Here is a 13,371-nt window from a genome sequence, read left to right on the forward strand (position 1 = left end):
CGTACAATGGAATCCGATCCTAGGTGTTTATGAAAAGCTCCTGGAAGAAGAAGCAAAAGGAGAACAAAATGTTAAAAATCAGCCCCATAAAATGTGAGAACCTTAAAAACCCGATAGGGCTGGATTCTGAAATTCCCCGGTTTTCCTGGGTAATAGAAAGCAGTCATAAGAACGTCATCCAGAAATCATATGAACTGGAGACATCCACAGATGAAGAATTTCAGAATAAAATATGGAAGAGTGGCGTTGTAGAGAGCTCTCAGTCCCAATACGTCGACTATAAGGGCCCTCAGTTATCAGCTGTGACAAGATACTGGGTACGTGTCAGAATCACTGATACTGCTGGTCGTACCAGCTCATGGAGTCCTACGGCATTTTTTGAAACATCTCTTATGAATCACGGTGTCTGGAAGGCCCCGTTTATCTCCTCTGGAGAAGACAAAGACCCTGCAAAATCCTCCGGTTGGCTCTTTAAAAAAACTGTAAGCGTAAAAGAAGGTCTTGCTTCGGCCCGTCTTTATGCCACAGCCCTGGGTGTCTATGAAGCCTCTGTCAATGGAAATCGGATCGGAGATCAGCAGATGGCCCCAGGCTGGACAAATTATTCTAAACGTCTTCTTTATCAATGCTACGACATCACAGAGACCCTTCAGGAAGGAGAAAACCAGATCGTGGCTCATGTTGGAGCAGGTTGGTACAAGGGAGACCTGGCAGGATGGGTCGGAAAAAGATGCATTTATGGTAATAGGAATGCCATAACCATGCAAATACTCCTTGTTTACAAAGACAAAAGCCAGGAATGGATTATGACGGATGAATCCTGGAAAACTGCTAAGTCCCCGGTCATCAGTTCAGAAATATACCATGGAGAAGAGTACGATGCCCGCAGAGAAGGACATGCCTCCTGGACCATGGCAGAAAGGGTCCCCACAGCTGAATCGATACAAATCACAGCTCAGGATGGACCGTTGACACTTCCACAGGAAATATTAAAACCCAAAGAAATACTCGTAGATAAAAAGGGTCGTTCCATCCTGGATTTTGGGCAGAATATGACAGGGGTTGTCCGTTTTAAAGTCAGAGGAAAAGCAGGAGACAGAGTCAAGCTGAAGCATGCCGAGATTCTGAGCCCTCCGGGAGAATTCTACACAGAGAACCTCCGGTCTGCCCGACAGGAGATCCTTTATACCCTCAAGGGAGAAGGGACAGAAAGCTATCAACCCCGTTTCAGCTTTCAAGGCTTCCGGTATGTTCTGGTAGAAGAATATCCGGGACAGATTCAGGCAGACAATTTTGAAGCCATAGTTCTCCACAGCCAGATGAAAAAATCAGGAGAGTTTGAATGTTCCCATCCACTCCTGAATCAACTCCACCACAACATCCTTTGGGGAATGAAGGGTAACTTTTTTGATATACCCACCGACTGTCCCCAGCGGGATGAAAGACTGGGCTGGACAGGGGATGCCCAGGTTTTTATCAGTACCGCATGTACTCTGATGGATACCTCTGGGTTCTTTACCAAATGGCTGAGAGATATGAGGAGTGAGCAGAATGAGAAGGGAGGCATCCCCCATGTTATTCCAGATGTGCTCCAGAACGCATCCTCCCAGGACGATCTCCTCAAAGGGGACCATTCTGCTACAGGATGGGCTGATGCCATGACCATCTGTCCCTGGGAAATATACTCACAATACGGGGACAGACGGATACTGGAAGAAAACTATGACGCCATGAAGTCCTGGGTTTCTTACATGCGCCGTGAAGCCAGAGATGAAGTGATTTGGGACAGCGGATTCCACTTCGGAGACTGGGTAGCCTTAGATGCCAAAGAAGGCAGTTACTTTGGGGCCACTCCCAATGATCTGACAGCCACTGTGTTCTATGCCAATTCGGTCCATATCATGATCAAGACTGCAAAAGTTCTTGGATTTGAGGATGATCTCAAAGAATACTCAGCTCTTTATAAACGCATTGTCACAGCATTTCAGAATGAGTTTTTCACGAACACAGGCCGCCTAGCCGTGAATACTCAAACAGCTCATGTTCTGGCACTGTATTTTAATTTAGCACCCAAACCATTCATTAGACGGACAGTAGATACCCTGGTAAGACTCCTGGAAGCTGAGGATGATCATCTTCTCACAGGATTCCTGGGTACACCCTATCTCTGTGCCGCCTTAAGCCGTAACGGCCGGTTGGATAAGGCCTATAAACTCCTTCTTCAAGAGGATTACCCCTCCTGGCTATATCAGGTCAAACAGGGAGCAACCACCATATGGGAACATTGGGATGGTTTAAAGCCTGACGGTAGCCTCTGGAGTCCTGATATGAATTCCTTTAATCACTATGCCTATGGCTCTGTGGGATACTGGATGTATACTGCCGTCGCGGGACTCTCCCTGGATGAGGATGATCCTGGGTATAAGACGATCCTGTTCAAGCCGCAACCCGGAGGAGGACTAACTCGGGCGCAAGCCAGTCAGATGACGCCCTATGGAAAAGCCTCTATCTCCTGGGAAATCAAGGTTAAAACATACATATGTACCTTGGTGATTCCTGCAAACGCGAAAGGTCGTCTTCTTCTCCCGGGTCAGGAGGAATGGAAAGAGCTGGGATCAGGGGAGTACACCTTCCAATTGGATTTACCCTCCTCATTTTAAGAATAGGTGTATAATCTTTAGACTATGGCAACCATTAGTTTCCAGAAACGACTCATTCTGGTTTACTCATTCTTTGTGACCATCCTGGTTGTGATGATCAGTTCATTCTACTTTCTCTATTCCTTCTCGGAAAGAGAAAAACAGATTAAGGATGATCTGATCAACCGGGGTGAACAGATGGCGAGCCAACTGGACACGGTTCTATCCACCATGGACTTTGTAACCATTGATCTAATGTCCCAATGGGATTTCATGCCTGCCCTGGCAACCCTTTCTATTTTTGACAGAGAGAACCCCGACAACAGACAAGCCCTCGTGGACGCCCTGCTCACCGTGGAGAAATCCCTGTACCGCTATTCCATAATGAGAGACTTTCATAGAGTGGCGGTCTACACTCCCAAGGGTGATTTTTTTTCCAATAACTTTATACCCCGTCCAGCTTCGGATATAATAAAAAGTTGGATAAATGATAATCCAATCCTGAAAGAAGTTGAAAGAAGGAAGGGAAAGATCCTAATTCTCTCACCTTATCCCGATCATTGGCAGAAAGAAAATAAGATTCAGGTGTTTGGTCTCATGCGGGCAATAATAGGACAAAAAGTAAGCGATATTCATGGCTATATTGAGGTGCAAAACCCTTACTCTCTCATCGAGGAAATTTTTACCCTCCCGGAAGATATGGGGATCAGTGTTGATGTCAGGACCGATGAAGGAATGATTTTATATCAGAGCGGTCAAAAATGGGCCTCTCAAAAGGGATTTTCCTTTGCAACCCAACTGGAATATTCTCATATAAAAATAAAGCTCAACCGATCCAGAAAAGAAAGTCTCTCTTCCCTGTATTCATTTATATTCCTATATATAATTGCCGTATTATGCATTCTTATTCTGTCACTGGTATTTGTCCGGTATTTTACACTCGAATTGACAAAACCCCTGGAAAAACTGACCCGCCATATCAATTCGATTGATCTTGGTACCCTGCCCCGTCCTGTGGATCTAAAAAGTTCACACAATGAAATTGAATCTCTAAACTATGCGTTCACCCTTCTCCAAAATCGTCTGAATGAATCAATAAAGAGAGAAATTGTCTCCCATTCTCTGCAAGTCCAGGCTAATTTTGATTCACTTCAGGCCCAGGTGAATCCTCATTTTCTCTTCAATATCCTCAATGTGATCTCCAGTATGGGCCTTGAAAGTGATACTCTTGAGATATGTGAAATGTGCGACCATATTGCATCCATGTTGCGTTACTCCACCTCAACCCAACAGAGAGATTCATCCATCAGGCATGAAATTGAACATGTAACCGATTTTCTTGTTCTTTTAAAGAAAAGATATGAACATAAATTAACCTACTCTTTTCATGTGAATGAAGCGATTTTAGACCTCAAAATTCCAAAGATCATCCTTCAGCCTTTAGTTGAAAATAGTGTAGATCATAATTTTCAAAGCGGCAGACAGTCGATTCATATAGAGATTAGTGGCGGACCTCTCAAATCTCCAGGAGGCTGGTATCTGGAAATACAGGATGACGGATGCGGTATCCAGAGGGAGAAACTAAAAAATCTTAAAGAAGAAATGAAAACAGTCAGAGAACAAATCACCATCAAAAAAGAGATCGTAGAGTTGAATCTAGGAGGACTGGGATTGGTGAATACCTACATCCGGCTCCTCCTGTATTTTGATAAACGACTTTCCTTTGAGATTGAGAACAGGACATCCTCAGGAGTCAGGATAAGAATTTCGGCCCAAGGGGAGGATTCATGATATTCTCTGTCCTCATCGTAGAAGATGAACCGGCGGCCATGAGGCATCTCAAAATGATCGTTGAAAAAAGATGTCCTGGATTTTCAGTGACAAATACAGCAGAAAACGGACTTGAGGCTCTCGAGATTCTCCAGTCTCACCATCCCGATCTACTCATAACAGACATAAGGATGCCCCATTGCGACGGACTGCAACTCACCCAAAAGGTCAAACAGCTGTATCCGGATATACAGACCATCATCCTCAGCGGATATCAGGAATTTGAATACGCACGGAAGGCCATACAGTATGAGGTAGTGGAATACCTGTTGAAACCCATTAATATACAGGCTTTTGAGGCATTATTAGCGGGAATTCATATACGGTTGAGCCAAAAATCATATTGGAAAACCCACAAGAATATACAGCATATTCTTTCCTCCAAAATAATTGAAAACAGCATTAAAACAGACAAATCCAGTTATAGAATGGCTGTTGTCAGAATAAATGGCCTTCATCCAAAGTTCCACAAGAAAGTCTGTTATAATCCTTCAGAATCCATCCGGTCACTCCTCATGAACCCTCTTCCCGAAAACGAAAAGATGAATCTATACCTCTTTACCGGAAGAGATAACAATGAGTATTACATCCTCTGCCCTGTGGATGAAATCCATTATAGTCGATTCAGAACGATTATCGAAGAATTCAGCCTCAATATTCCCGCTTGCCAATACTATACAGCCGCCCTGTCTCTCGACTTCTCCATCACAAAAATTACGGATGTCCTGGATGTTCTATACAGCCTCCTGAGAGAAAAGACTCTTCTAGGGATATCGCAGATTTTATATGATCAAGGTAGGGAAAAACTCCAGAGAAACTATGTTGAATTAGGTTCTGTTTTTCTCAGAAATACAGAATTTCTGGTCAAAAAGAAGGCCCTGAATCAGTTAAGAGATCCTCTTAAAAACTGGCTACACGAATGCCGGTCTAACAAGGTGAGTCTCCTCCAGATAGAGATGGAATTCAGCCTCTTTTTAAACCACCTGCTCGGATTCTGCAGTGATAAGAACAGACTCCGGATTGAAACAGGAATCATGATGGACAAAGTCTCACAAGACGTAGGAGATTATGACACTCTCCTTAATAATTTTATGTCTATCATCCTGCATATTCAGGAAGACACAAGAAAAGCCCCTCCGGTTATGGGTTGCAGAGAGTCCTTCCAGATGATCACAGAATATGTAGAACAGCATATGGCAGAAGACCTATCTATTCCTCTCCTCTGTGAGGAATTCTGCATTTCACAGTCCTATTTGAATAAGCTTTTTCATAGATATGAAAAAATGAGTGTAATTGAATACATACGGATGCGCCGTGTTACGATCAGCATAGAGCTAATGAAGAAGTCACCCCACATCCCTATCAAGGAGATATCCAGAATTGTAGGGTATGAGGATTCGTCCTATTTCAGTAGAGTATTCAAATGTCAAACTGGATTTTCTCCCAGGCAATACCTGGCTCAGAAAGATTGAATAGTCCAATCCTTAGTACTCGATCGTCCATATACAAGTCACATAAACAGCTCTAATCTGAATATAAACTAAAAAAGGAAAAGTAGTTTTACTTTAAACAAGAGGAGTGTTTATGAAACGTAACGTACTGGTATTTTTACTGGTGGTTCTTATTGGAACCTTTGCTGTAGCTTCGGGCCAGCAAAGTTCTGATGCAAAGATGGCAGAGGAAGAGAGAGTTCTGACCCTATTGGTAGACAACGCCACATCCCTAACGGGTATGATAGCAGTTGCCGACGCTTTTGAGGTTAAAACCGGTGTCAAAACAGAAATAGAACTGCGTCCTGGCAGTGCAGAAGGTGAAAACCTGCTCAAGACTAGACTGGCCACAGGTGAAATGTCAGATCTAATCTATTTCAACTCAGGATCACTCCTTCCTGCTCTAAACCCTGAACGTAACTTTATTGATTTAACAGACAAACCCTATATGGATAATATTTCCCCGGCCTACAAGCAGACAGTAACTGTGAACGGCAAAATCTTTGGAATTCCAGCCAGTTCTTCTGCAGCAGGAGGAATCCTCTACAACAAAAGAGTATACAAAGAACTGGGCCTGAAAGTACCCACGACCTGGGATCAGTTCATGGCAAATAGTGAAGTCATTAAACAAGCAGGAAAAACGGCTATCATTGGTTCTTATAAAGACGACTGGACCTCGCAGCTTATTCTTCTTTCCGACTTTTACTATGTTCAGCAGCAGGTCCCGGATTTTGCAGAACGTTTTACAAAAAATCAGGCTAAATATTCTACAGAACCAGCGGCTCTGCAGGCCTTCTATAAATATGAAGAAATACAAAAAAAAGGGTATATGAATAAGGATTACCTTGCTACAACATACGATGAAGCACTGCGCATGCTTGCCTCTGGTGACGGTGTTCAGTATCCTATGCTCACCTTTGCCTTTGCGGCCTTGAATGATAACTATCCCGATCAAATCGATGATATTGGATTCTTTGCCCAGCCCGACAACAAACCCGGTTTGAATGGAGCGACCGTGTGGCTTCCCAACTCCATTTACCTCTACAAAAATGGAGAAAATACTGACCTTGCCCAGGAGTGGGCCGAATTCTATGTTTCACCAGAAGGACTGGAAATCTATTCCAAAACAAATAAAGCCGATGGCCCCTATGTAGTCAAAGGAGTAGAACTTCCTTCTGACACACCCAAGGGAATCCTGGACCTCATGAAATACTTTGATGAAGACAGAACAGCACCGGCCCTTGAGTTCATTACCCCCGTCAAGGCTCCCAACTCTCCCCAGATTTGTGTAGAAGTCGGCTCTGGAATTTCCAGCCCAGTAGATGCTGCTGCCAAATATGACAGAGATACGGAAAAACAGGCAAAACAGCTGAATCTTCCCGGTTGGTGATACCTACTGGTAGTTTTTAAATAATAAAAAGGCAATTTTCGATACCGGGAATTGCCTTTTTTATCAGGATGTACTTTATGGCAAAAAAACAGAATCATCATTACAGTTATCTTTTTTTACTCCCAGCAGGACTCATCTTTTTCATTTTTTTCCTGTTGCCGGCTCTGAGTTCTTTCTTTTTTAGTCTGACCAGATGGAACCTCACAGATTGGACCTTTATCGGACTGGAAAACTTCCAGATGTTCTTCAAAGAAGACTCCTTAAGCATCGGGTTTAAAAATACATTCATCTATGCCTTTCTCACCTGCGGTCTGAAAGTAGTTTTTGGTTTGGCCCTGGCGGTCTATCTATGTTCCCCCATCAGAACAAGAAACTTTATGAGAGCCATTGTCTTTTTTCCTAACCTCATCAGTACTATTGCTGTTGGTATCACCTTCAACAGCCTGATGCATCCCACCAGAGGAATTATTAATACCTTCATCAATACCCTGGGGCTAAATGGACCAGACTGGCTTGGAAATGTAAAAATTGCCCTTCTATCAATCATAGCCGTTGATGTATGGAAAGGTGTGGGAGTAGCCACTGTTATTTTTATTGCCGGAATCATGTCCATTCCGGAACAGTATTATGAAGCCTTGCAAATAGATGGTGGTGGTTCAATGGACAGATTTCTGCATATTACGCTCCCCTTAAGCAGACCTGCCATAAATTCCGTTATAATTCTGGCACTGATTGGTGGCCTTAGAACATTTGACCTTGTATGGAGCATGACCAGAGGAGGCCCTGGGTTTACAACAGACTTACTGTCATCCATCATTTATAAGCAGTACAGTAGTGGTTTTTTCGGACTATCAACTGCGGGGAATGTCATCCTCTTTATCATGGTATCGGCCATCGCTTTTCCGGTATATAAATTTTTAAACTCAAAGGAGGTAGACCTGTGATCTCAAAATCAAAAAGACTGATATCAGAATTGACAGGAGTCTTCCTTGCTGCAGTACTGTTCGGAATTCCCTTCTATTTTGTAATAAATAATGCATCTAAAAATGCCCAGGAAGCCTCTTTGATGAACATCAAGGCACCTGCAGAATTTCTTCTTTTCAATAATATTTCTGAAGTGCTCGCCACGAACAAAGGAATTGTGATCACGGCCTTTAAGAATAGTTTTCTCATAACTATATTCTCTATTATGGTTCTCATTCTAAGTTGCTCCATGGCTGGATTTGTTTCCCAAAGAAGAACCGACAAAGCCACCCCGGTGATTAACTTTATGATATTAGCTGGTTTGATCATCCCTCCGGCGATCGTCCCCACAATATGGCTTTTGATGTCCTTAAACATCTTTAAAACCATGTTCAGCATGGTTATGATCGAGGCAGCCCTGACAATGTCCTTCTCAACCCTCCTCTACAAAGGATTCACGGCCACAATACCCAGGCAGATTGATGAGGCAGCCATTGTTGATGGAGCAGGACCTCTGCGCCTGTTTTTTCAAATTATTTTTCCGTTGCTCAAACCCACAACCGCGACGGTGATAGTTCTCTCATCTGTGAATATTTTTAATGATTTTGTTAACCCTCTATACTTTTTTCCTGGAGGGAAAAATGCGACAGTACAGCTGACTTTGTATAATTTTATGAGTAAATATCACAGCTCATGGCATCTTCTGTTCACCGATGTCCTGATCATTTCTATTCCGCCTCTTATCCTCTTTATATTCTTTAATAGAAAGATCATAGCCGGAATGTCAGCTGGAGCTATCAAGGGATAACGCGGCTGACCATGCGATTCATCAGGTCTTTGAATGCAGAAGTCACAGAGGCGGCTTTGACAACTTCTCCCTGTATTTTTAAGACTTCGATGACGCATTCTGCCGTACAGAAACCGCCATCTTTCTGATTCCGCCTGATGTTGTATTCTGATTTTTTGTCACTTCGAATGCTAAAAATCTTCATGTTTTTCAGATAAGGACTGCGGTTATACATTTTTCTGGCTTCCTGCCATGTTCCATCCAGCAGAATCATATGCTCTATCCCCTTAAAATTGTGGCAGATCCTCTCTTCTGAAACAAGGAATTCTGGATATACAAGAAGAGCTTTTCCGGAAGCTATATGAGAAAGAAGCTCTTGATCCGGAGAGACACGTTCCCAAAGGACCTGTCTTGCATCGGCAGATCCCAAAGCCTGAACAACAACAGCACCTGTATTGCTGGGCCGCTTGAACTCTTTTTTGTGGGTCAGTAAGTGGAATTTCAATGGCTCTTCAGCAAGGCTGCGGCAAATTCTAAAGGATTATATTTGCTGGTTTTTATCTTATCCAGAAGATCGAGGATGAAGGTCTTATGATGCTCTATGGTTTTTGTAAATACCTGAATTAACTGAACGACATCTTCATCACCGATTTTCACACCGGAAGAAGCCATTCCTGAGAGGTAAAACCTGATAAAGGAATAACGAACTACGAGCATAACATATCCGTCTAGAATGTTCTGGTTCTCTGTAAAAGGGAAATGACTTTGATACATAAAATTGACTAGATAATGCTCCAAGAAATAGCCCTTCTCTATAAAAAAAGGTTCTACAGCCTCGCACAATGCTTTTTCGTACAACGGAACCTTTTGGGCTAAAGGCAGTTTTTCCTTTAATTTGAACCCTTTTTGAAGCTTTTGAGTCATGGAGACAAAAACAGGACTGTCAATCTCATCTGTGACATGAAGGGAATCAATGGCCTTACTGAAAAAATCAAATTGAAAGAAAAGAGGATTGTCCAAGACCTGACTTTTATTCTGAGGTCTGGATTTGGTAGAGCCTTTTATTGACAGCTCATGCCCCAGCCTGAGAAGCCTTTCTGATAGAAGATATTTCCGATCCTGTATCATCTCTATGGACATCTGCCGCAATAATTTTAGCTGCCGAACATCCGAATGGTTCCATCGGCTTTCACTGGTATCAATACAACTATGGATAATATACTTATCTAGAACCATCTCTTCTTCTATAAAAGAGATAGGCTCTTTGCTGGCAAGGAGCTTCCGGATTGCTTCGGGACAGGACAAAAAAAGTGACAGTTCATAGGCACCATCAAGAACATTATAAACTCTGGGATAGGAAGAACAAACATTTGAGAGATAATCCTCTCCTAGGATACTGTAAATTCTGCAGAGTTTTTTATCATCCAGAAACGGACAGTATTTTGACTCATTGATGCGAACCCGGCCGTAATCGACGTCATCACTCTGGGAATCTTCATTACGATAGACATGTTTCACAAACTCTTTTTTCATATTCATATCTTTTGTACGAAAGTACTTACGATACGTGAGTTTATCAATATCAATATCCCAACCAATGCAGCAGCTGTCTTCACAATCTCCACCGATACATTTGAATCCGTTTACATAGGAGGGAATAGTAATCTTTATAGATTGTCTCATGGCAGAGAGGTCCTCCACAAATCATCTGGTCATGATCTATTAGGCTCACTCCAGTTCCCCTAGAGGATGACTTGAAGTGAACCTTACAAATCTATTTTTTTCTTGTTTTCTTAACCTTATCTTTTAAAAGATCTGCAAAGGGATTATATGTATCAGATTCTGGTTCCAGATACTTCTTCACCGATTCGTCTTCCTGAAAAGCAGAGACCTGCCTCAGAGAGATTCTTTGTTTTTCTATATCAATGTCATTGATCTGTACGGTCACTGACTGTCCCATTTTCAAGATATCACCGGGATGACTATCTCTGGAATCCGATTTCATATCTGAAATATGAATGAGGCCGTCCAGCCCTGGTTCCAAAGAAACAAAGGCACCAAAATCCGTTATTCTGACAACAGTCCCCTGATGTTTTGAATCTTTTTTGTACTTCTTTTTTGCCAGGTCCCAGGGATCAGCAAGGAGAGCCTTCATACTCAGAGTGATCCGCTCATTCTTCCAATCCAATTTTATGATGGCCGCTTCCACTTCCTGACCAATTGTGAATAATTTATGGATATCATCAACCCGGCTTCTGCTAACTTCAGAGATGGGAAGAAGCGCCTGAACACCCTCCAGATCTACGAAAACACCAAAATCCTGAACCAGTTTGACAGTTCCCTTAACAACCATATCAACATGCAGTTTCTTTTTGAGGACTTCTATCTGTTTTTTCTTTTCTTCTTCCAGAATGGCTCTGTTTGAGACGAGAATATTGCGACCATTTTCATTATGTTCCAGGATTTTGAATGTGAGCTGTTGTCCTATATATGACTCAGGGTTTTCAATCCGTTTCTGCCCCATTTGTGAGTAGGGACAGAAAGCACGGCTATCCCCTATCTTGACTTCAAATCCACCTTTGATCTCTTTTTCAACGGTTCCTTCAACGGGAATTCCACTTTCAAATGCATTTTCAAGAATAGCTTTACCAACTTTATCACCACTGATCTTGGTTGTGAAAAGCATTTCTCCATTCTTAGAAGAAAGAAAAAAAGCCTTGATAGTATCGCCCTCTTCAACTGTGACATTCCCTTCCTTATCGGTCACTTCCTCAATATCCAGCAAACCTTCACTCTTCCCGCTCAATTGCAGAAAAATATAGCCTCCGGAAATCGAAATAATTTCTGTTTCGATGACTTGACCCGGTTCCATTTTTTGGATATCAGAAAAACTATCTTCAAAAAGAGCTGCAAAACTCTCTTCGTTATTATCAGGTGTACTCATATATTCACTCCTTATATTCTTGATTAGTTCAGTTAAAAAATATAATAATAAAACTAGAAGTGTAGAATGGATTGATCAAAAGATTCTAACGCACTTCATTCTATTATATCCCGATTCTGAAGTTCTCCGCTACAGCCCCAACTCTGGTTTCAAACTCAGTATTTGGAATAAAAGAGAAATCCTCCGAAGATCCATCAGAAACACAGCGATTTTCTTTCAAAGTCCAACTGAACATCTCTTATACAGTGAAAAATGAAAAAGGCTGATGCCGGGAGAATATTTTATAATAATTTTGGAATTAGGAACAGGGATCGGCAAGGGCTAGTAAGGAGACTACTGCCGATCCCTGGGAGTATAAGACTAGTTTACTTTATTCTTAATATCACCATTTAAAAAAGCTTTGACATTATCAACTGCGATATTCATCAATCTGGAACGGGATTCCAGAGGAGCCCAGGCGATATGAGGTGTGATAATACAGTTTTTAGCTTTTAGTAAAACATTATCACTCTGTATTGGTTCGGTTGAAACAACATCCAGACCGGCGGCTCTGACTTTTCCACTGTTTAGAGCGTCCGCAAGATCCTGTTCAACAATCAGTGGGCCACGTGAAGTGTTAATGATGACCACACCATCTTTCATTTTTGAAATATTATCTTTATTAATGATTCCCTTTGTTGACTCGAAGAGAGGACAATGGAGTGAAATAACATCAGAATTTTCAAGCAATTCGTCCAGGGATGCATATTTCATGGTGTCACATTCCAATTCTTTGTTCTGATAAGCATCAAAAGCCAGAACTTTCATGCCGAATGCCTGGGCAATCTTTCCTGTATTCTGACCGATACGGCCATAACCGAGGATTCCCATGGTTTTCCCAGCCAGTTCGGATAAAGGGAAATTCCAGTAGCTAAAATCAGGACAATTGGTCCAATCACCGTTATGCACCGAATCAGAATGTTCCTGTACGTGGTGATAGATGTTCAAAATCAGGGCGAAAGCAAACTGTGCTACCGCAGTGGTTCCATATGTTGGAATATTACAAACAGGAATATTCTTAGAGGTCGCGGCTTCCACATCGACAACATTATACCCTGTTGCCAGGACCCCGATATATTGAATACGGGGACAAGCAGCCAGAATGTCTGCAGTCAACTCAGTCTTATTTGTGATTACAATCTCTGCATCAGCAATTCGTTTTACAGTTTCTTCGGGCTCAGTTCTATCATAGCAAGTAAAATCTCCAAGTGCTTTAAAACCATCCCAGTTGAGATCTCCGGGATTGAGAGTATAACCATCAAGTACGACTATTTTCATTATGTATCCTT

General features: G+C 42.2%; 10 protein-coding genes. 6 read left to right on the top strand and 4 right to left on the bottom strand.

Going from position 1 to position 13,371, the window contains the following annotated elements; translation table 11 throughout:
- Window positions 1-68: 68 nt before the first annotated feature.
- From EXM22_RS09080 to EXM22_RS09105, 6 genes are all read left to right on the top strand, one after another.
- Window positions 69-2,660: an alpha-L-rhamnosidase gene (locus tag EXM22_RS09080; RefSeq protein ID WP_168203430.1), complete on the top strand. Its 2,592-nt coding sequence runs from the start codon at window positions 69-71 to the stop codon at window positions 2,658-2,660.
- Window positions 2,661-2,684: 24 nt separating this feature from the next.
- Entirely contained in the window at window positions 2,685-4,430 is a 1,746-nt protein-coding gene (locus EXM22_RS09085; protein ID WP_149486213.1) for a sensor histidine kinase, read from the top strand.
- Entirely contained in the window at window positions 4,427-5,941 is a 1,515-nt protein-coding gene (locus tag EXM22_RS09090; RefSeq protein ID WP_149486214.1) for a response regulator transcription factor, read from the top strand. Before EXM22_RS09085 ends, EXM22_RS09090 begins: the two co-directional genes overlap by 4 nt.
- Before the next feature lie 112 nt (window positions 5,942-6,053).
- Complete coding sequence (locus tag EXM22_RS09095) at window positions 6,054-7,349, top strand: ABC transporter substrate-binding protein (RefSeq protein WP_149486215.1); 1,296 nt, start codon at window positions 6,054-6,056, stop codon at window positions 7,347-7,349.
- Window positions 7,350-7,426: 77 nt separating this feature from the next.
- Window positions 7,427-8,293, top strand: a complete 867-nt coding sequence (locus EXM22_RS09100; RefSeq protein WP_149486216.1) for a carbohydrate ABC transporter permease — start codon at window positions 7,427-7,429, stop codon at window positions 8,291-8,293.
- Window positions 8,290-9,120 (top strand): carbohydrate ABC transporter permease, encoded by an 831-nt coding sequence (locus EXM22_RS09105; RefSeq protein WP_210411430.1) that lies wholly within the window; start codon window positions 8,290-8,292, stop codon window positions 9,118-9,120. Before EXM22_RS09100 ends, EXM22_RS09105 begins: the two co-directional genes overlap by 4 nt.
- On the opposite strand, the gene EXM22_RS09110 is transcribed toward EXM22_RS09105, so the two are convergent.
- The 4 genes from EXM22_RS09110 to EXM22_RS09125 form a co-directional block, all read right to left on the bottom strand.
- On the bottom strand, window positions 9,110-9,604 hold the full coding sequence (locus tag EXM22_RS09110) for a tRNA-uridine aminocarboxypropyltransferase (protein WP_210411431.1): 495 nt from the start codon (window positions 9,602-9,604) through the stop codon (window positions 9,110-9,112). The two genes, EXM22_RS09105 and EXM22_RS09110, sit on opposite strands and share 11 nt — an antisense overlap.
- Window positions 9,601-10,782, bottom strand: coding sequence for a flagellin lysine-N-methylase (gene fliB / locus EXM22_RS09115; RefSeq protein ID WP_149486218.1), 1,182 nt, complete (start codon window positions 10,780-10,782; stop codon window positions 9,601-9,603). Before fliB ends, EXM22_RS09110 begins: the two co-directional genes overlap by 4 nt.
- A gap of 91 nt (window positions 10,783-10,873) precedes the next feature.
- Window positions 10,874-12,043 (bottom strand): 30S ribosomal protein S1, encoded by a 1,170-nt coding sequence (locus tag EXM22_RS09120; RefSeq protein ID WP_149486219.1) that lies wholly within the window; start codon window positions 12,041-12,043, stop codon window positions 10,874-10,876.
- A 360-nt stretch (window positions 12,044-12,403) separates the two neighbouring features.
- Window positions 12,404-13,360 carry a D-2-hydroxyacid dehydrogenase gene (locus tag EXM22_RS09125; RefSeq protein WP_149486220.1) on the bottom strand — a complete coding sequence of 319 codons (957 nt, stop codon included), beginning with the start codon at window positions 13,358-13,360 and terminating at the stop codon, window positions 12,404-12,406.
- Window positions 13,361-13,371: the final 11 nt, after the last annotated feature.

The organism is Oceanispirochaeta crateris (genome assembly GCF_008329965.1).
GTDB classification, from domain to species: Bacteria; Spirochaetota; Spirochaetia; order DSM-2461; family DSM-2461; genus Oceanispirochaeta; species Oceanispirochaeta crateris.